15 protein-coding genes are annotated in these 19341 nt (G+C 49.5%); 10 read left to right on the forward strand and 5 right to left on the reverse strand.

Going from position 1 to position 19341, the window contains the following annotated elements:
* Window positions 1-55 precede the first annotated feature (55 nt).
* Entirely contained in the window at window positions 56-4144 is a 4089-nt protein-coding gene (locus LX66_RS16545) for a carbohydrate-binding protein (protein ID WP_145715412.1), read from the forward strand.
* A 52-nt stretch (window positions 4145-4196) separates the two neighbouring features.
* Here LX66_RS16545 and LX66_RS16550 read toward each other — a convergent pair whose 3' ends face one another.
* Entirely contained in the window at window positions 4197-5315 is a 1119-nt protein-coding gene (locus tag LX66_RS16550; RefSeq protein WP_145715414.1) for a serine hydrolase domain-containing protein, read from the reverse strand.
* A 269-nt stretch (window positions 5316-5584) separates the two neighbouring features.
* On the opposite strand from LX66_RS16550, the gene LX66_RS16555 reads away from it, so the two are divergent.
* A complete protein-coding gene (locus LX66_RS16555) occupies window positions 5585-5872 on the forward strand; it encodes a hypothetical protein (protein ID WP_145715416.1) in 288 nt (95 codons plus the stop codon).
* Window positions 5873-5882: 10 nt separating this feature from the next.
* On the opposite strand, the gene LX66_RS16560 is transcribed toward LX66_RS16555, so the two are convergent.
* Window positions 5883-6272 carry a DUF1801 domain-containing protein gene (locus tag LX66_RS16560; protein WP_145715432.1) on the reverse strand — a complete coding sequence of 130 codons (390 nt, stop codon included), beginning with the start codon at window positions 6270-6272 and terminating at the stop codon, window positions 5883-5885.
* Between the two features lie 94 nt (window positions 6273-6366).
* Here LX66_RS16560 and LX66_RS16565 point away from each other — a divergent pair, with 94 nt between their 5' ends.
* Window positions 6367-6897, forward strand: coding sequence for a hypothetical protein (locus LX66_RS16565; RefSeq protein ID WP_145715434.1), 531 nt, complete (start codon window positions 6367-6369; stop codon window positions 6895-6897).
* A gap of 1 nt (window position 6898) precedes the next feature.
* Here the strand turns inward: LX66_RS16565 and LX66_RS16570 are convergent, their stop codons facing one another.
* A complete protein-coding gene (locus LX66_RS16570) occupies window positions 6899-7615 on the reverse strand; it encodes a TVP38/TMEM64 family protein (protein ID WP_145715436.1) in 717 nt (238 codons plus the stop codon).
* A gap of 258 nt (window positions 7616-7873) precedes the next feature.
* Between LX66_RS16570 and LX66_RS16575 the strand changes: the two genes are divergently transcribed.
* Window positions 7874-8323 (forward strand): SRPBCC family protein, encoded by a 450-nt coding sequence (locus LX66_RS16575; protein WP_145715438.1) that lies wholly within the window; start codon window positions 7874-7876, stop codon window positions 8321-8323.
* Window positions 8324-8426: 103 nt separating this feature from the next.
* On the opposite strand, the gene LX66_RS16580 is transcribed toward LX66_RS16575, so the two are convergent.
* The gene (locus tag LX66_RS16580; protein WP_244620429.1) at window positions 8427-8717 is read right to left on the reverse strand and encodes a winged helix-turn-helix transcriptional regulator; all 291 of its coding nucleotides are present in this window, start codon (window positions 8715-8717) and stop codon (window positions 8427-8429) included.
* A gap of 165 nt (window positions 8718-8882) precedes the next feature.
* On the opposite strand from LX66_RS16580, the gene LX66_RS16585 reads away from it, so the two are divergent.
* From LX66_RS16585 to LX66_RS16610, 6 genes are all read left to right on the forward strand, one after another.
* Complete coding sequence (locus tag LX66_RS16585; protein WP_145715442.1) at window positions 8883-9638, forward strand: SDR family NAD(P)-dependent oxidoreductase; 756 nt, start codon at window positions 8883-8885, stop codon at window positions 9636-9638.
* 11 nt (window positions 9639-9649) lie between these two features.
* Entirely contained in the window at window positions 9650-10420 is a 771-nt protein-coding gene (locus LX66_RS16590; protein WP_145715444.1) for an SDR family oxidoreductase, read from the forward strand.
* Between the two features lie 114 nt (window positions 10421-10534).
* Window positions 10535-10867 (forward strand): PadR family transcriptional regulator, encoded by a 333-nt coding sequence (locus LX66_RS16595; protein WP_145715445.1) that lies wholly within the window; start codon window positions 10535-10537, stop codon window positions 10865-10867.
* A gap of 1 nt (window position 10868) precedes the next feature.
* Window positions 10869-13517 (forward strand): ABC transporter permease, encoded by a 2649-nt coding sequence (locus LX66_RS16600; RefSeq protein ID WP_244620430.1) that lies wholly within the window; start codon window positions 10869-10871, stop codon window positions 13515-13517.
* Between the two features lie 178 nt (window positions 13518-13695).
* Window positions 13696-14700: an aldo/keto reductase gene (locus LX66_RS16605; RefSeq protein ID WP_145715447.1), complete on the forward strand. Its 1005-nt coding sequence runs from the start codon at window positions 13696-13698 to the stop codon at window positions 14698-14700.
* A 155-nt stretch (window positions 14701-14855) separates the two neighbouring features.
* Window positions 14856-15596, forward strand: a complete 741-nt coding sequence (locus tag LX66_RS16610; protein ID WP_317130574.1) for a helix-turn-helix domain-containing protein — start codon at window positions 14856-14858, stop codon at window positions 15594-15596.
* Window positions 15597-16044: 448 nt separating this feature from the next.
* Here LX66_RS16610 and LX66_RS16615 read toward each other — a convergent pair whose 3' ends face one another.
* The gene (locus tag LX66_RS16615; RefSeq protein WP_145715451.1) at window positions 16045-19002 is read right to left on the reverse strand and encodes a hypothetical protein; all 2958 of its coding nucleotides are present in this window, start codon (window positions 19000-19002) and stop codon (window positions 16045-16047) included.
* Between the last annotated feature and the right edge of the window lie 339 nt (window positions 19003-19341).

Genomic DNA, 19341 nt, shown 5'->3' on the forward strand with positions numbered 1-19341 from the left:
ATAAAAACCCTTGATGATAATTTATTGCTTGTAACCAATATAAATTCTACGACCTATGAGAAGCATCTTTACGCTACTGTTCCTCTCCACATTGTTATGGAACAACCAACTTTTCGCCCAGTTCAGGCTGATTGACGACATGGAAGGGAACGGCCCCGGTTCGGGGCAATGGATCTACAACGCCGGAACGAATGCCACCGGCACCGTACTTTTCCATGAGCCCAACCCTGCGCCGTCTGCCCTGAATCCCAGTACGCACGTCGCCAAATTTACGAAGGACACCACCTGTTCCCCGTACATGGCAGCGGCCTGCACACTGCCGGTCCCCCTGGACCTCTCGGCCAGTAGCACTTTTAAAATGCTGGTGTACAGTACAGTGCAGGAGGAGGTGCTCTTCAAACTGCAACCCGGCAGCGATTACACGCAGGCCGTGTACCTGACCTACAAAGTGCAGCAGGTAAATCGATGGGAAGAAGCGGTGTTTAATTTTACCGGGATCAATCACCGGACAGACCTCAACCGTATAACCGTCCAGTTTATAGACGGCCGGCGGGCCAACGGCATCTTGTATTTTGACCGGATACTGGCTCCGGACCCCATCAGCATCAACCTCACAAAAATCAATATCCCGATGGGACAGGAAGACGGGAAGGCGATCGAGGTAAAGCTGTATGGCGACAGCTTTCAGCCGGTCCTTAATCCTGCCAACTGGAGCACGTCGCCGCTGCCGCCCGGCGTGACGGTGGGCAGCATCCTGCGGGTGAACGATACCACGGCCCACATTATTTTAAGCGGCAATTCGCCGGCCAACTATTCCAGGACAGTATTTACCCTTACCGTGAACGGGGATGAGCTGCAAAACCCGGAGATACCTACCTATAACGCAACGGGCAGCGTGGTGTTTGACGGCAACCCTGCATGGACCATGATATACAATGATGAATTTGATACGGACGGCCTGCCGGACCCCGCCAAATGGAAAGTGGATCCGCGACCAAAGGGATGGACCAACAGCGAAGAGCAGGTGTATACGGATACTACGCATGATAACGCCCGCGTGAGAAACGGCCACCTGGTCATTACCGGGAAAAAGGATTTTCCAACCGGCAATCCTGATGAGCCCTGGTCCTCCGCCCGGGTCATTTCCCAGGGTAAAATGGATTTCCTGTATGGCAAGGTGGAAATGAGGGCCAAGCTGCCCCGGGCGCGGGGATCGTGGCCGGCCTTCTGGCTGATGCCCACCCACAGCAGCTATGGCTACTGGCCCTCAAGCGGCGAGATAGACATCATGGAGCATGTGGGCAATAATTTTGGTAAAGCCACTTGTGCGGTGCATACGGAGAACAAGAACTGGACGAACGGCGGCGACCTGGGTGGCAACGAGATATTGCCTGACCTTGATACCGTATATCATGTGTATGGTGTGGAGTGGTGGCCGGATTCATTGCGGTTTACCCATGATGGCCGGGCATACTACACCTATGTAAACCCGCATACGGACTGGCGGGACTGGCCCTTTGACAAACCTTTTTATGTGATACTGAATATCTCCATCGGCGGCGGGCTGGGAGGAAACATCGTGGATGCCGACTGGCCGGACAGCATGCTGGTGGATTATGTGCGCATTTACCAGAAGGGCTTGGGCACGCCGGTACTGGATTCCGTGGAAATACTTCCGGCCGGTGTATCCGTGTTGCCCGGGAAAACGCAACAGTTCACCGCTAAAATGCGGGACCAGAACGGGCACGTGCTGGACAGCATTACCCCGGTATGGAGCATCACGGGCAATGGTAACGTGATCACTGCCGGCGGCCTGGCCACCATTAACAGCTCCGGCGTAGTGACCGCCACCGCTACCTATGATACGGTGACGCTGTCGGGCTCCGTCAATGTGCAGGCAAGGGCCACCAATTACAAGCCGGTGCCGGCAAGAATAGAGGCTGAGGATTACGATAATTTCAACTCCTCCCGGCCGGAAACCACTGCTGATACCAGCGGGGGCCTGAATATGAGCTATATCGGCAACCAGACCTGGTTTGAATATGACCTGGATGTGCCGGACAGCCAGGCCTACCGCATCCGGTTCCGGGTAGCGGTGAACGCGCTTTCGGCACTGACGGTGATCGAGGATACCACGGAGCTGGCTACTGTGCAACTGCCCGCCAGCGGCGGCTGGCAAAAGTGGATCACCGTTACATCCGCTCCCATTGTTTTGGGCCAGGGACAAAAAACGATCCGCGTACAGTCCAATACCGGCGGCTGGAATTTCAACTGGCTGGAGATCGTGCCGGCATCGGCCCACCAGGTCGCCAGCGTAGTGATAAAGCCTGACAGCGCCCGGGTCTTCACCGGGGAAACAGTGCAATTCAATGCCTGGGGCTATGATGCGGACAGCAATTACATAATGCTTGCACCTGCTCCCGCCTGGTCTGTTTCCGGCACCGGCAACCAGGTCAGCGCCAATGGCCTGCTGCAGGCGGACAGCGTAGGGCAGTACACCATTACGGCAACATCCGGCGGGCTGGCAGGAACGGCCTTTGCCGAAGTGATGACCGTGCCGGTGTTCTCCCGGCTTGAAATAATGCCGGATACCGTAACGGTGCCGCTGGGCGCTTCCCAGCAATTCACGGTAAAAGGATATGACCAGTACGGCACCCCGGTGCCGGTAAGAGATACGGTATACTGGTCGGTGAGCGGCAGCGGTAACAGCATCAGCCCCGATGGTTTGCTGACCGCGGGGAATACACCCGGCAGCTTTGTCATTATAGCCAGGGCCGGCGCCATCAGTGATACGCTGGAGGTAGTGCTGGCGTATACCTGTACGGTGAATCAGCGCTATGAAGCCGAGTCCGCCTCTTCCCATGCTTCCGGCCCTTACAAGGAAACGACCGACGATGTAGACGGCGGACAGCATTTTGCAGGCATTACCGCCGGCAAATGGTTTGCGTACAGTAATTTGAACGTGCCTTCCGCAGGCAGGTACAATATCCGGCTGCGGGTATCCACTACGGCGCCTGCCCAGATAAAGATCGGTCATGGAGGCGCTACTTTCCGTATTATCAATGTGCCATCTACGAATGGCGAATGGCAGACCATCTCAGACACGCTTACGCTGCCAGCCCTGTCCTATACCGGCGTTCATGCGATGTCGGGCAGTTTCCGGTTTAACTGGTTTGCCATTGATAACTGTGCGGAAGCGTCCGATGAGCCGGTGCGTATTGCACTGACGCCTGATACCGCGCACTTGGGCGCAGGCGATTCCTACCAGTTCAGCGCCACCGCTTATGATGCCGCCAACCAGCCGGTTCCCGTGCCTTCCCTGGTTTGGGGAGTAGGGGGCGCCAATAATACGGTGGACACTACCGGGCTGGTAACGGCCAATGCAACGCCCGGGTTGTACCCGGTAACAGCCAGCGCTGCCGGTCTTGCAGACACGGCCTGGATCATGATCTACGAATGTTCGGTAAATACCCGTTACGAGGCGGAGAGCTGCGCTTTCCGGCATTCCGGTCCTTCGCTGGTGGCTACCGACGATGTGAGCGGCGCGCAGCATTTTACAGGACTGGCGGCCGGGCACTGGTTTGCCTATAATACGCTGAACGTACCCACTGCAGGCCTGTACAGGATCAGCTTCCGCGTATCTTCCACCGCGCCTGCGCAGGTAAAGGTGGGCCACAGCAGCTTCAATTTCGGCATTATTGATATTCCCTCCACCGGCGGGCAGTGGCAAACCATCACGGACACGATCACATTGCCGGCATTAAGCTACACCGGCATTCATGTGGTGTCCGGATCGTTCCGGTTCAACTGGTTCACGATCGATAACTGCGGCACCGGGGGCGGGCAGGCCCGCAGCATGTTGCCGGCCCTTGTTCAGCAGGAGGATGCCCCGGGTAATGAAGGCGATCTGAAGCCCGGCGTGTACCCGAACCCCACCAGCGGCCATATCCTGGTGGTACCGGGAGACCATGCCTATACGCTGATAAAGGTGTTTGACATCCAGGGCAGGCTGGTGCTTAGCTGGCGGATGGCGCCGGGAGAAAAGCGTATCAGCAAAGACATCAGCGCTTTGCCTGGCGGCGTATACCTCCTCTCACTGGAAGGGGCGCACGAAAGAAAGACCATGCGGATCATTAAACAATAGTAGCCATAGCAGGAGTATGCCACCCGGAACCCCGGGTGGCATACTTATTTTTTTACTGCTCCATTGCGGGGTACACATAATCCCGCATCATATCGGCAGCGTTTTTCTGGCCGTTCCACTTATTGTAATTCCCGGCATTCACGACTGTTACGGTGCCTTTCTCCTGATCAAAGAATACCTGTTGATCCCCGTTTCCCACGCAGGCTACTACCCGTACCGTTTTGTTCTGCACCTTATCCATGAAGATCCAGAACTGGTAACCATAAAAGCCCGTTTCAAAGATCTTGATATGGGACTGGAAGGACTCCTGCACCCATTCTGCCGGCACGATCTGGCGGCCCTGCCAGTTGCCGTTGTTGCTGTACAGCAGGCCGAACTTCAGCAGGTCCCTTGCCCGGAGGCGCATGCCGGATGCGGCAGCCGGCATATCGGTACCGGGAAATGTGAACCACGTGAACCGGGTGATCCCCAGGGGCTCCAGCAAATACTGCCGGGCATACCGGTCTATCCGCTGCCCGGTGGCCTTTTCAATGATGGCGGCCAGCAACTGCGTAGTGCCGCCATTGTACTTCCACTGCTGTCCCGGCGGTACTTCCATTGGCTGGCTGAGCACATAGCCCACGGGGTCCGGGCTGTTGATCATCCTGATCTCGCTGTTCTCCGGGTTGTCATAAGGCACCTGTTCATTCCATGCCAGGCCGGTGCTCATGGTGAGCAGGTGCTTAATAGTCAAGGTGGCTTTCAGGCCGGTATCCTGCTTCGCGTATTCCGGGAAAAAATCAAAGACCCGTTGATCAACGCTTTTGATCTTTCCCTGGGAGATAGCGATACCTACGCAGGCAGACACAATGCTTTTGGTGATGCTTCTTATATCATGCAGGCTGTCGCGGTGATGCGGCACCACACCCATTGCATTGCCCCATTGCTCATCCTGTCCCGGCCAGTAATTTTCGTATATGAGCCTGTTATGGCGGCTGATCAGCAAGCTGTGGATATTGGGATAGGTGCCTTTTTCGACCTCCGCCGCCAGGGCCCTGATCTTGCCGGCGTTGAACTGTTCTTCCTCCATCGTGGCGGTTGTGATCCCGTCAGCCAGTTGGGCAGGCTGTGGCTGGCTAAAGCCAGTGCGGACTGTCAATATAAATGACAGGAATAGGATTACTTTTTTCATAACGGTAAATGCTAAAGTTAGATGTGATAAAAAAACAATGGTATTCACCGAAAATAACGATTTCAGCGGCGCCAGGCGGGCGGGAAGTGGATAGGCGGCGGAACTGATCATGTGACGGGAGGGGAGGGGCTGGCCTTATTGTCCGTTTCCGGACGCCGGCGCCCGTACCTGGACAGTTACAGGAAAAAAAGCATGCATAAGTTTGGCGTATTACGTGCCGTGATAAGCTGGCAGCCTTCTTGCGGGAACGCTTTTATAACATAGAGACCATGAGCCACATAGTCATTCCTATTCCTCCGCTTCCGGGCAAGCAGGAGATCGAGGTGGAAGTAACGATCAACAACGAGAAGCAACAGTTGCACTACCGGGTGGAGCTGTTCTACTGGGACGACTGTTCCAATCCCATGGGGCACCGGGCGGATTGTATCAGTGAAATGCTGGCGCACCATGACCCGGAGTGGACGGTATACTATATCGGGGCGCCCACGGACAAGTTTGTGCCGATCACATTTGTGAGTAAGGAGAGCCGGAAGCTGCTGCAGCGGACCAATGCCTGAAGCCGGGAAGCTAGCGCAAGCGCTCCAGGACGCCTTTGCGCTTAACAATGTTCTTGTAATCCCACTGGATCTTCGCGGATTTTTCAAGCCAGCGCTTTAACAGCGCGGTGTCTACCTGTTTTACATCCGTGTAGCGGGCTTCTGCTGCCTTGAAGCTGCCTTCCGGTTGCAGGTCTGCTTCATCAAAAGATTGCCCGCTCCAGAACAAAAGGCGCACGCAGCCTTTGAGCTTGCTATAGCCCACAATGGGGTTGCCATCCAGGAACCATACCGGGTGCCGGTGCCATATCTTGCATTCCGCCTTAGCCAGGTGCCTGTCAATTTCCCGGGCAAGCTGCTGGCAGATCGCTTTATCTGCGTCCGGCATGGAATCATTGTAGGCCTGTATTTCCTTGTTCATATGCTGGTAGTTTTACAAACTTAAAACTACTATATTTGTTGATGCCCATACAGGCCCGATATGTCTTTAACCCAAAAAAATCAATGACCATACAATGAGACGAAGCACGGAACAGATCATGCTGGCTGCCGCCTTTTTACTGGTAAGCATGGCTTCCTGCAAACCCCGTAAAGCCATCGCGCTCAAGGAAAATATTGTCCGGAAGGAACGTATGGTATTTAACATGCTGGTGGGCAAAAACGGCCTGGAGGAACAGAAACTGAACTTCCTGGTAAAGAACGACTTCCAGGGCGCGCTGGCGCAGGTGGACAAGCAGGAAAAGGAATTTGACCAACTGATCCGGGAGATTGAAACATTGCCGGCGGAGGGCATCAGGCAGGGCCATGAGCTGAAAACGGCCGCCGTAGCCTATTATACGGCGCTGAAGGAGCTGCACGTCTTTGACCGGGAGGAAATTTCCCAGCGGGAAGCTATCCAGCAGGCCGGGGGGGAAGCATTGCGGGCCGCGCAGGACAAGTATCTTGAACTGAACCTGCAAAAGCAGGATAGGTATAAAAAAGTGTATGAGAAGGAAAGAGCGTTTTACCAGGCCCTGGAGCAGTTTAACGCCGTTAATGATATCTAGGTTATGGCTGGTGCTTCCTTTTTTTCCGCCGTTTGTCTATGATGATATAAAGCACCAGCAGCACCAGCGAAATGGCGGCTATCCAGATCAGCGCTTTTTCAATCCGGCCGTTCTTGCCATAAATGGCCAGCAGCACTACCAGCGGGGTAATGCCCGCCAGTGTGGCCAGTATGTATTTCCAGTAGCTCATTTTCAGGATGCCCGCCACAAAGCTGAGTGAATCGTTGGACAGGGAAGAAAGTCGGGTAATGGCAATGGCCGGCACGCCATACGCTTTAATAAAGCCCCGGATCTTTTCCTGCGTTTTTACACTGATGAATTTATTTACAATGGACGGACCGAGGAACCGGCCGATCATATAGCCCAGCGACGAGGAGGCAAAGACCCCCACCAGTGAAATGAGCGATCCCCATACCGGTCCGTAGCAGGTAATGGCCACCAGCATTACCAGCACGTTCGGCACAACAAACAGGAACATCTGCACCATCATCAACACGACCAGTATCAGCGGCCCAAGCAGGCCGAACTGTGATACCCAGTCATTGATCCGCTGCCGGTCTTTGCTGGTGAGGACCTCAAACGCTTCCTTCACAGCCTCCTGGAAAGGAGGGATCAGCCAGTAGCATAGCCCGAGCATCGCTATTATTGCCAGGGAGAAGAGGTAGGGCAGCTTACTGTCTGTGCTGTTGTTTGCCTGTGCTGTTATTACTTTCGTCATAGCCGGTCAGTTATAAAAATAGCTGATCAAAAATGATACTAGAAGCAAGGGGGAAATGCTTGAGGCCGGCAGGATAACGTGTCGCAAACGGCCCTTTAATTGTCATATATAGCCACGCTCCAAGTTCCATCTTCTTGCCATCTTTGTTGTGTCGAAAGGCAATCGCTAAACAACCAATATACAGCTAAGTGGAGCAGCGACCACAAAAAACGGGCGGAACCGAAAAGCCAGACGAGTAGGAACAAAAAATATTATCTTATGTCAAGCAACAATGTTTCACTACACAGGGTGCTTAAAGCATCCCCGGAAAAAGTATACCGGGCATTTACGGAAGCTACCGCTATCGCATCATGGTTACCTCCTTATGGATTTACCTGCACCGTGCAGGAAATGAAGGTAGAGAAAGGGGGCACTTTCAAAATGTCGTTCCAGAATTTCTCAACCGGGAATGGCCATTCATTCGGCGGAACGTACCTGGAACTTACACCTAACGAGTTTTTAAAATATACGGATAAGTTTGACGATCCCAACCTGCCGGGAGAAATGGTCACCACCGTGTGGCTGCGGAAAACCATTGCCGGTACCGAAATAAAGATCACGCAGGAAGGCATTCCCGCCGCGATACCGGCCGAAATGTGTTATTTAGGCTGGCAGGAATCGCTGGAGAAACTGGCCAAATTAGTGGAGCCCGAGATACCGGATGCCTGATCCGGGAAGGCGCCCTTAAAATATTAAAGCCGCATAGATCGCAGGGTCTATGCGGCTTTGATGCTGTAGCACCACGGGTTATACAACAAATTTTGATAAAAAACTATTTCCCGATTATTTCCTTCCGGTGCTTTATTCCCCAATCCGTGAGGTTGTTGATGATGGTCTGCAGGGTTTTCCCGTGCTCGGTAAGCTCATATTGAACCGTTACAGGTTGTGTGTCCAGGACGGTCCGTTTGATCAGTTTGTTCAACTCCAGTTCCTTCAGTTCCTTGCTCAGCATTTTGTTGGAAATACCCTCTATATCGCCCAGGATATCGGAAAACCTTCTCTTGTTATAATAGCAGATGGACGAGATGATGGCTATTTTCCATTTCCCGTTCAATACGTCCATTGAATCCTGGATAGCCCTCATTTCATTTTTGTGTGTCTTTTCAAAATCGGTGCACGTCATAAGTTACTTTGTTACCTCAAGGTTACTGTTACTTTTGGATACAAAGTAACTAAAATAAATCCACATGGTCTAACTTCGCAGCCCAGGAATTAAACCATCAAAAGAATGACTAAACTAAAGAATAAGGTAGCCGTCGTTACAGGCGCTTCAAAAGGAATAGGAGCCGCTATCGCCCGGCATTTTGCGGCAGCAGGAGCAAAAGTGGTCGTGAATTACGCATCCGGTAAAGAAGATGCGGAGAAAGTGGTGAAAGCCATTACGGATAGCGGGGGCACGGCCATCCCGGTGCAGGGCGATGTTTCGAAAGCAGCCGGTATAACCGGGCTTTTTGAGGAAACGAAAAATGCTTTCGGGGGATTGGATATCCTGGTGAACAATGCCGGCATCTACGAGTACCAGCCTATTGAACAGGTATCGGAAGAAGCTTTTCACCGCCAGTTCAACGTCAATGTCCTGGGATCTTTGCTCGCCATCCAGGCATCTTTGAAACTGTTTGGCGAGAAGGGCGGCAATATCATCAATATCAGTTCCGAGGCCGGTAAAATGCCGCTTCCCACGGGGTCGGTGTATTCCGCCACCAAGGCAGCGCTGGATACCATTACGATTGCGTTATCCAAGGAATTCAGCGGGAGAAATATCCGCATCAATTCCATTCTGCCCGGTGTTGTGGAAACGGAGGGTTCGCGTAGCGCGGGCTTTATCGGCAGCGATGCCGAAGCCAGGCTGGTGGCCAGTACGCCGCTGGGTCGTACCGGGCAGCCGGAAGATATTGCAAAAGTTGCCGTGTTCCTTGCTTCGGATGACGCAGCCTGGATCACCGGCGAGAAGATCTCTGTTTCGGGAGGTATTTACGGTTTATAAAAACAACAAGCATGGATAAGTTAAAAAATAAGGTAGCCGTGATCACCGGCGGCAATAGCGGTATTGGATTCGGCATTGCGGAGGCATTCAGGAAGGAAGGGGCGGTTGGCGCGATTACCGGAAGGAATGAAGCAACATTGAAAAGCGCTGTAGACGCGCTGGGCGCCGGTTTTATCGGCATTAAGGCGGATGTTACAAGCATCGACGACCTGGAGAATATATTTGAAAGGACCGCTGACAGGTTCGGGAAGATCGATGCGCTGGTAGTGAATGCAGGCGGTATCGTGGATGGTTTTCCGATGGCGGCCATCACCGATGTCACGGTAGAGAACTATGACCGTTATATGGACCTGAATTTAAAAAGCGCCTATTTCACCGTGCAAAGATCGCTTCCCTATCTAAACGACGGCGCTTCCGTTATACTGATCGGGTCCAGCGCTGCGCACCGGGCCGCACCGGGAATGGCCATTTACAGCGCAGCGAAGGCGGCCATCATATCATTGGCCAAAGGCTTGTCGCTGGACCTGTTGCCGAGAAAGATACGGGTGAATGCGCTGTCCCCCGGCTCTATCGATACCCCTGTTTTTGGAAAGATCGTACCGCAGGAACAGTTGGAACAGGTGAAACAGGCCTGGATAGCTATCACGCCGGCAGGCAGACAGGGGCTTCCCGCAGATATCGGCAACGCCGCTGTATTCCTGGCATCGGATGATTCAGCTTTTATAGTTGGTACGGAAATACTTTCAGACGGCGGTCTTACCAATATCAGCCTGATGCGGTAATCCGGCAATACTGACAATACATGAAATGCACGCCAGGCGGCGTGCATTTGTTTTTTTACATTTTGTATGTATAATACCGTCTTTTTACATACATTTACGGAATTAATACCGGAGATGAAAGGTACAAACCTCGGAGAATTTGAAGAGCTGGTGCTGCTCACGGTTGCAGCCTTAGTAAACGAAGCATACAGCGTAGCGGTATGCGACGAGCTCTCGAACCATACCGGCCGTTCCGTGAAGCTTGGCGTGGTGCACGCGGTGCTCAATCGCCTGGAAGAGAAGGGCCTTGTGAAAAGTGAACTGGGGGAAGCAACGAAGGCCCGTGGCGGTAAACGCAAAAGGTTCTATCAACTTACTACACAGGGAAAGGCCGCATTGATCAACGCCAGGTCGATGCGTGAGCAACTGTGGGCCAGGATACCGTTGCTGGCCTGGGAAAAAATGTAGCATGAAAGAACAACGGCCACACCATCCGCCCTCCTGGGCGCAGCGATTTATAGCATGGTATTGTAAGCCCGGGCTCGCAGAGGACCTTATGGGCGACCTCCACGAATGCTTTGAGCGGAATGTGCGCTCCACCGGGCCGCGCCGTGCAAAGCTGATCTACATCATTGACGCTTTCAAGTTCTTCAGAAGTTATACGGTGCGAAGATCAATATTTGTCCACCTTTTTATGAACCGGGTCATGATCGGAAGCTACGTCAAAACATCAGGGCGCAACATCATGCGCAACAAGCTGTTCTCATTCATCAATATCCTGGGCCTCGCCATCAGTATGTCCGTAGGGTTACTGCTGATCGCGTTTGTGCTCGACCTGCGTTCCTACGACAGGTTCCACAAAAACGGCGAGCGGATCTATCGCATTACCAACATACTGACGTCCAACAATGAGCAAAACGGCAAGTTTGCGACCACATCCATCAGGACGGGAAGGCTCATCCGCGAGAAGGTGACGGGCATTGAAGAAGTGGCTATTATGCGCAACGACTTTTCCGGCGATGCGCAGGTAGGCGACAATATACTCCCCATCAGGGGCTTCTGGGCGGAGCCGTCGCTGTTCAGGATCTTTACCTTCCCGATGCTGGAAGGCAATCCCGAAACGGCGCTGAAAGATCCTTATTCGGTTGTGCTCACGGAGACGGCCGCCAGGAAGCTGTTCGGCCACCAGGCTGCGCTTGGGAAGGCCATCAGGATCGATACGGTCGTTTACCAGGTAACCGGTATCATGAAGGACGTTCCCTTCTTTTCGCATATCAGTTTTGAAGCGCTGATATCATTGTCCACGGCTGAGCAGCTCCATAAAGCCGATAAACGTTTTACCGCCTGGACAAACATGTGGTCCAGCTCCGTGTACCTGCTGCCCTCGGAAGATGCCGACATGGCCGCCATCCGCGCGCAACTCAACGCGCTTGCCAGGGAGGAGAACCTTGCCGAAGAAAATACCAGGATCCAGCTCGAACTGCTTCCTTTATATAACATCGTGGTAGGAGAGAGCCTGCGTCAATCCGAGGGCGGCCCCGGCTTCACGGGCCCTCACATGCCCCCTGTGGTACTCTGGATACTCGGCGGGCTGGCATTTGTTGTGATATTATCTGCGTGTTTCAATTATACCAATCTTTCGATAGCGCGCGCGATGCGCCGCGTTAAGGAAATAGGCCTCCGCAAAGCGATCGGCGCCGGAAAAAGCGAGGTGCGGCTGCAGTTCCTGGCCGAGGCGGTCATGATCTCCCTGGCATCCCTGCTGCTTTCATTTTTCCTGTTTCTCGTATTGCGGCCGTTGCTGATCAACATGGCCCCGGAGATGCAGCGCACGGTGAAGCTGGACCTCACGCCAGCCATGGTGGTAGTTTTCATCGTTTTTTCGGTAGGCGTAGGCGTTATTGCCGGTTTTATGCCTGCGATATTCTTTTCAAAAGTCAACCCCATTCATGCGTTTGGCAGCGCTTCATCCGTGAAAATGTTCAAGCACCTGACGCTCCGCCGCGCTCTGGTGGTGGTGCAATACACGGTTACGCTGATCTTTATCACCACCACCGCCGTCGGCTATGTGCAGTACAGGCACATACTGGCATTTGACCTGGGATTCAGTACCGCCAACATCCTGAACATTAATATGCTGGATAATACACCCGATGTATTGATCCGGGAGCTTCGTGAGATGCCGGAAGTAACCGGGGTATCCCGGTCGCTGATCACCACCGGCGTTGGGAATGCCTGGGGCGGCGTTATGAAATACAAGGATTCGCGGGATTCTGCGCTGGTGATGACCAACCATGTTGATGAAAATTATTTGCCGCTGCATGACTATAAGCTCCTGGCCGGCGGCAATTTCATTGCCCGGCCGGCCAGCGCCGAGGCGGTCAGCGAGGTGATCGTTAACGAGCAGGTTTTAAAGCGGTTCCACATTGGCGCCAACAACCCCCGGAAGGCAATCGGGGAGCAGATCACCTTGAACGGGCGCAAATTGACCATTGTTGGCGTCATGCAGGACTTTCATTACGGCAAGGTGGAGCACCTCATTGGCCCGGTAGCATTTACGTTCTGGACACCTGAAGACCGGGCCATCATCAGCGCCAAAATACAAAGCGCCAACATGCCGGCTACCCTGGACAGGATAGCCGCCGCATGGAAGGAGATCGACCCGGTGCATCCATTTACGGCTGAATTCTATGATGAAGCAATAGAAGATGCCTACAGCGAGTTTTCCACCATGATCAAGATCATTGGTTTCCTTTCGTTTCTGGCCATTTCCATTGCGTCAATGGGTTTGTTCGGCATGGTGGTATTCACTACGGAAACAAGAATAAAGGAGATCGGCATCCGGAAGGTGATGGGCGCCAGCGTTGGCAACCTTATATACTTACTGAGCCGCGGTTTCCTGTTGCTCCTGTCGGTATCGGCGCTTATCGCCCTGCCGGCAACCTACTTTTTCTTCAAAACCGTTGTGCTGCCCAATTTTCCCTATCATACACCCGTGCAAATCACGGAATTGTCCGCCGGCCTGCTGCTGGTATTGCTGATCGCGTTCGTTATGATCGGGTCGCAGACGTTGAAGGCCGCGAGGAGCAACCCGGTGGTGGTGCTGAGGAGGGAGTAGGGGGGGATCCAAAGGAATAGTTTTGCGTCCAGACTGTAACTGTTAAATCGATTTTCAAAAGATGAGATGCAAAGTTATTTATATACTGGAGGACGTTTAAAATACCATTCCCTGGTTCGCTTACAAGCTTCGGGGATTTGCATACAGGCGCGCGATTGGGTTTGCCGACCTTTGGATCATGGAAATAAAACAAATTGCATTGGGCAGCCAGGGTTTGGTGGTGCCAGTGATCGGCCTGGGCTGTATGGGCATGACAGGCTTTGAAGAAGGGCATATGTATGGCCCTGCGGACGAGCAGGAAGCCATCAGGACGATTCACCGTTCGCTCGAGCTGGCCGGTAATTTTTTGGACACTGCTGACCTGTATGGGCCGCTGAAAAATGAGCAGCTCATTGCGAAGGCCATCAGCGGTAAACGCGATCAGTATATTTTGGCCACCAAGTTTGGCTGGGAAATTGATGACAACAACAAAGTGACCTGGGCCATCAACGGTAAAAGGGACTATGTGAAGAAATCTTTAGAGCGTTCGCTAAAGAACCTCGGTACCGATTACATCGATCTGTATTACCTGCACCGCCTGGATAAAAATACGCCGATCGAGGAAACGGTTGAAGCCATGGCAGAGCTGGTTAAAGAAGGTAAAGTAGGTTATATCGGTCTGTCGGAAGTGTCGTCTGAAACGGTTAAGCGGGCGCATACCGTGCACCCGGTCACCGCAGTACAAAGCGAGTATTCCTTATTTGAACGAACGGTGGAAGAGCGCGGGGTGTTGGCAACATTAAATGAACTGGGTATCGGGTTTGTAGCTTACTCACCATTGGGCCGTGGGTTCTTGTCGGGACAGATCAAAAGCATCGATGACCTGCCGGAGAACGATTTCCGCAGAGCGATCCCGCGTTTCCAGGGCGAAATGTTTAATAAGAACATTGAATTGGTCAAGGCAATTGAAGCCATGGCGGAAGCTAAAAACGTTACTTCTTCGCAACTGGCTTTGGCCTGGATCATGAGCAAGGGGATTTTACCGATCCCGGGAACGAAACGCAGAAAGTACCTGGAGCAAAATCTTGCGGCGACTACCATTGAGTTAACGGAGGCGGATCTTTCACAACTGGAAAGCATCGTTCCTTTGGGTACGGACACGGGCGCACCTTATGACGAGTTCAGTATGGGCTTAATTGATTAATTTTGGTTATGAACGCCATTAATTCGATATCAGAATTTCACAGGCTGCTGTCATTGGCCGAACCTCGTCACCCACTGGTGAGCGTGATCAATTTGGCGGGAAGCGTTTTTCTGGAAGACGAGGTCTGGAAAGGTTTCATTAACCGCTTTTATTGCGTGGCGCTCAAACGTGAAGTCAAAGGCAAGATCAGGTACGGACAGCAGCATTATGATTACGATAAAGGCGTATTGAGTTTTACCGCGCCTAACCAGGTGCAACAACTGGACCTGCAAAATATGGAATGCGGGTCCGGTTATCTTTTGATCTTTCACCCGGACTTCCTGTTACAACATACGCTGGCGAACAACATTCATCATTACGGTTTTTTCGATTACGCGGTTAACGAAGCGCTACACCTGTCGGCCGAAGAGGAAGATGACCTGATCACGATCCTTCATAAAATTGATAAGGAGTGCCAGCATATCGATAAGCACACCCAGGAGATCATCCTGACGCAGATCGAGAGTTTGCTTAAATACTCCAACCGTTTTTATGAGCGGCAGTTTTTGACCCGTAAGAATAATAATTCGGCGCTGCTGACCAGGTTTGAGCAATTGCTCGATGACTACTATAACAGCGAAGTACCGGGTTTGCTCACGGTACAATATATTGCTGCGCAGATGAACCTGTCGCCGAACTACCTCAGTGACCTGCTTCGGATTCACACCGGGCAGAATACACAGCAGCATATTCATGAAAAACTGATCGCCAAAGCCAAAGAAAAGCTTTCCACGACCCGTCTCTCCGTCAGCGAGATCGCCTATACCCTGGGCTTTGAGCACGCGCAATCCTTTAGCACGCTTTTCAAAAAGAAGACGAATTTGTCGCCACTGGAATTTCGTCGGGCTTTTAACTGATTGCTCGGGTACCAAATGTCGGAAAAGAAAAAGGGTACCCGAATAGGTACCCTTTTTGCCTGTAATTACTTGTACGTGTTTGTTATGCTTTTTTGTGGAAACCGTTGATTTTACATGGGTTTGCAAGAAAAAAGCCACTTTTTAAAAGTGACTTGGTGCTCCCGCTGGTACTATGTTAATGCCTTATAGATCGCGGCTTTTAAGTAGCTTCAGGCTTATTGTATTTAGATGGAAAGGAAAAATTTTGATGTATCCTTTTACATTATAGTTCAGTGCGTAAATTTACGAGTTGCGTAATACAGGAATATTTTTAAATAACGAGCAATCCCGAGACTATTCGGTTGGCAATTGGAAGGGAATTTTAAATAATATCAAAAATCTTCTGGAAAAATAACATCAATGGCTACGATTGAAAATCAAATAATAGAGACTTGGTTCATCAATCACCTCACTTCTTGCTCCACGTGGGAAACCTCATGCATAACTCTTTCATATTCAAATTTTTAAACTCACATCGAAACTTTCCTCTTTTAAAATTGTCTACACTAGCGGTAAAATGTCTGCCTGATGGCAAATGAATAATATGTATTGGAGGTTTGACCATAATCTTTTGATTTGGAAAGGCTGGATAATATTGACCATGAAATAAGTCATTAAACATCTGTAATATGTCTTCTTGGGGTATTTTTCTTGGTTCCGGGTTGGTTGTCAGGTAATATCTGTGGAAGCAATCCTTTCTTTGGCATTGAATAGGATGCGCTCCTTTGTTCATTCGTACTGTTATCCAGTTCCAACTTGAATAAAATAAATGGCCACATCTCAAATCCTTAATTAATAAGAGCTGTTTGCTGCAAACATATTTTTTTCGGGGAGTATGCAACTTATACATTTTTTGTTTTGTAAAAAAAGGAATTATTTTCCTATCATAGACTGCTAACTTCCGTTTTGCTTCCAACGGGTTTTTATGAATAAATATCTTAAAATTACTTTCGTTTTCTGCTATCAACTTCCCAATATAATCAGCATCTGCATCTTCTTTCATGCATCGGTTTATAAACTTAGCTTTTATATGGTATTGGTTAAACAAATGGGTAGTTCTTTTATTATATAACAAACGATTATCTCGACCTATGTTTGCCGTTGACACAAGCGCATATCTAGCCACACGGCTGCTTGGGGCAGCGATCTCCCTGTGGTATTTATTGGTTCTGTAATCGTTATATCGACCACAGGCTATTTTCTTTTCCAGCACTTTGGCAGGGAAACTTAAAAGATCTCTCAATGGAAGATATATTTCTCTTTTTCTATGACTATCCCACACTGGAAAAACGACTGTTAGAAAAAAAAATGCAGGCTGATTAGTTTGCCAATATTGAAGGTCGAATTTGCCATTAAACTTTGATTCAACTAACTCTCTTATTATGTTAATTTTTCCTTCGCCAAAAAGATAGCTATCCTGTTTCCCTGTGTGTATCTTTTGGGAACAAACGGGGCAGATGAAATGCATTCTGAATACTGAAATAATATTCCTTCTAAAAGATTCCTGATTCACTGTACAATGAAATTCAGTCTCGTTCGTCCTTCTTGTTTCTAGAATACCAACATGTCCTTTATCCTTAAATTCAATATGGTTACCGTGGTAATAATGAAGTTTTTTGGCAATATTTGTAATTCTCGAATTTCTAAAGAATTGATCGTCTTTTTTAGCTTCCTCAATTTCATTTCTGGTAATATGTATTCCATTATTTGCAGCCCTGTTAGCAAAGGCGTCCTCTATCACTCTTAATTGAATCTTTGTTGGCAGGGCCCGATGTTGGTCATCATATAATTTGATACGTTCAATATTACCTTTAAACTTTAAATCTTTCTGCCTATCTCTTAGCATGTATGATTCCCTATTTTTTTTATCCCACCCGTTACCAACGTGAAGTGTGCTGTCTATTTCAAGAAAATTAGGTTTTGTCACTAATTTGAAATCAATTCTATAGGTTGTTTTGTCATCAATTTTAACCGGATATTCAGGGATATATTCCTGCTTGAAATATTCCAGTAAAGCCTGATAATAATTATGAGCATATGATACATTACTTTCCTTAGAACATTTACCACATGCCATGTGTCGATAATAGAAACTGCCCCAGGAAATTTCATACTCATCATGAAGCGCACATGTCAATTCTTTTAATCGTATTTTAACAGAAGCAAGATGTTTAAAAGGTTTTATCTGATTATCAATCTCATCTTTGGAAGACAGTAGCTTAAATCTTTTGCCCGAATGTGTAAAAAAACGATCTTCATCCATTTCAACATAATTCCTGATAAAATCAAAGTCCTTGTGATAAGAAGTAGAGCTGGAGCAATATGAACACCGTTTATTCTTATATATTACTTCAATTGGACTTGCATAAAAAGCAGGATGATGACTATTTGCCACACAGTGATGTAATAATTTCTCTGAGAGGTTCAGTTTCCCATCGATATTATCATCAACTGTTAAAGCTAAGTCTTTAATTTTAGCATTATATTCGTCAGAAGTTGTACTACGCAATCTTTGTTTACGGCAAAGGTTGCAACAATAGGTACGGCCATTTCTGTCTGAATGCAGAAATGATTTCCAGGCAAGCAGGTACGTTCCACACTCAGGATGCTCAATACATGAGACCGTAAATGTGCGGGAATCAAAATCAAAGTTGTGAAATTTCAATTCTCCCCTCGTTTTGACCTTAAAGTAGGCACTTATCTGTTCTAAATCCCTCATTTTGGTGATCGCCACTTTATTTGAAGAACAGAAAAAACAGGAATACCTGTGAACGAGATTTGGATTACTCGAATAATAATAATTACCACATTTTTGGTGCATTATCTTAAATCCATCGCTAGTTTTGTTTACATCAAGCTCAAATTCTCCCTTGGTTCTACTTGCGGTTTTCTTTTTCCAAACACTTCTTATTTTACATTCCTGACAACGTATATGCCCTGGACGTTGAATACATGTTTGAATATTTGAGGACGAATGTTCTGCTGGTGTATTGCAGGTTCTACAAAGTAATGGTAATAATGATTTAGAATCGTACCGCCTATTGGGGATCAATAGGGATTCATCTAGCATCCACGGAAAATCAGGAATTGAATTAATTCTATCTTTTACTCTTTTAACTACGTTTTCGCTGGTTCTCTTTCGTTCAGTCTCTGTTAAACACCTTGTACATCGGCAATGTGCTATATTTTTAAGTAGCGTGTGCTTAATATTACCGACAGAATGTTTCTTTCTATTCCCACACTTCTTACATATTAATCCTACATAGTCTTTATTCAAAAGGCTAACCGGCAATGAAGTTTCTTCATCAATAACCCAATCGGAATGGGGGTATTTCTTGAATAACTTTTTAAAATCAGTAGCCTGCATAACATCGTTTTTTTATGTGAACTTTGAGGTGTACCCTAAGTTTAGGACAGGGGGTGTGCAATTTAAGAAAATATTAGGCATTGGTAAAGAGGGTGCCCGCACTCGATCCCGACTGATTGTTTTACGCAAAGTTGGCTATAAGCAAGTCCGCTGCCTCGATCAGCATATGCTTTGTGATTTCTTGCGTCTGGACGGCTGTAGGGGGCGCTTCTAATCCGTTAAAGACATTTTTTAGCATAGAAGTGGTCACAATTCATAGGTTTGGGTCAGTACCCGAAAATGCGCTTCTAGGTCTATAATCGCTTTTTTAAATAGGTGTGGATTTTCTCGTGATCGTCA

This window comes from Chitinophaga japonensis (assembly GCF_007830125.1).
Classification (GTDB): domain Bacteria; phylum Bacteroidota; class Bacteroidia; order Chitinophagales; family Chitinophagaceae; genus Chitinophaga; species Chitinophaga japonensis.

Bases quoted from the DNA above. Each gene is read 5' to 3' on its own strand.
- LX66_RS16575 (WP_145715438.1), top strand. From the start codon at position 7,874: ATGTCAAGCAACAATGTTTCACTACACAGGGTGCTTAAAGCATCCCCG.
- LX66_RS16605 (WP_145715447.1), top strand. From the start codon at position 13,696: ATGGAAATAAAACAAATTGCATTGGGCAGCCAGGGTTTGGTGGTGCCA.
- LX66_RS16545 (WP_145715412.1), top strand. From the start codon at position 56: ATGAGAAGCATCTTTACGCTACTGTTCCTCTCCACATTGTTATGGAAC.
- LX66_RS16585 (WP_145715442.1), top strand. From the start codon at position 8,883: ATGACTAAACTAAAGAATAAGGTAGCCGTCGTTACAGGCGCTTCAAAA.
- LX66_RS16555 (WP_145715416.1), top strand. From the start codon at position 5,585: ATGAGCCACATAGTCATTCCTATTCCTCCGCTTCCGGGCAAGCAGGAG.
- LX66_RS16580 (WP_244620429.1), bottom strand. From the start codon at position 8,717: ATGGACGTATTGAACGGGAAATGGAAAATAGCCATCATCTCGTCCATC.
- LX66_RS16600 (WP_244620430.1), top strand. From the start codon at position 10,869: ATGAAAGAACAACGGCCACACCATCCGCCCTCCTGGGCGCAGCGATTT.
- LX66_RS16565 (WP_145715434.1), top strand. From the start codon at position 6,367: ATGAGACGAAGCACGGAACAGATCATGCTGGCTGCCGCCTTTTTACTG.
- LX66_RS16550 (WP_145715414.1), bottom strand. From the start codon at position 5,315: ATGAAAAAAGTAATCCTATTCCTGTCATTTATATTGACAGTCCGCACT.
- LX66_RS16570 (WP_145715436.1), bottom strand. From the start codon at position 7,615: ATGACGAAAGTAATAACAGCACAGGCAAACAACAGCACAGACAGTAAG.
- LX66_RS16595 (WP_145715445.1), top strand. From the start codon at position 10,535: ATGAAAGGTACAAACCTCGGAGAATTTGAAGAGCTGGTGCTGCTCACG.
- LX66_RS16590 (WP_145715444.1), top strand. From the start codon at position 9,650: ATGGATAAGTTAAAAAATAAGGTAGCCGTGATCACCGGCGGCAATAGC.
- LX66_RS16560 (WP_145715432.1), bottom strand. From the start codon at position 6,272: ATGAACAAGGAAATACAGGCCTACAATGATTCCATGCCGGACGCAGAT.
- LX66_RS16615 (WP_145715451.1), bottom strand. From the start codon at position 19,002: ATGCAGGCTACTGATTTTAAAAAGTTATTCAAGAAATACCCCCATTCC.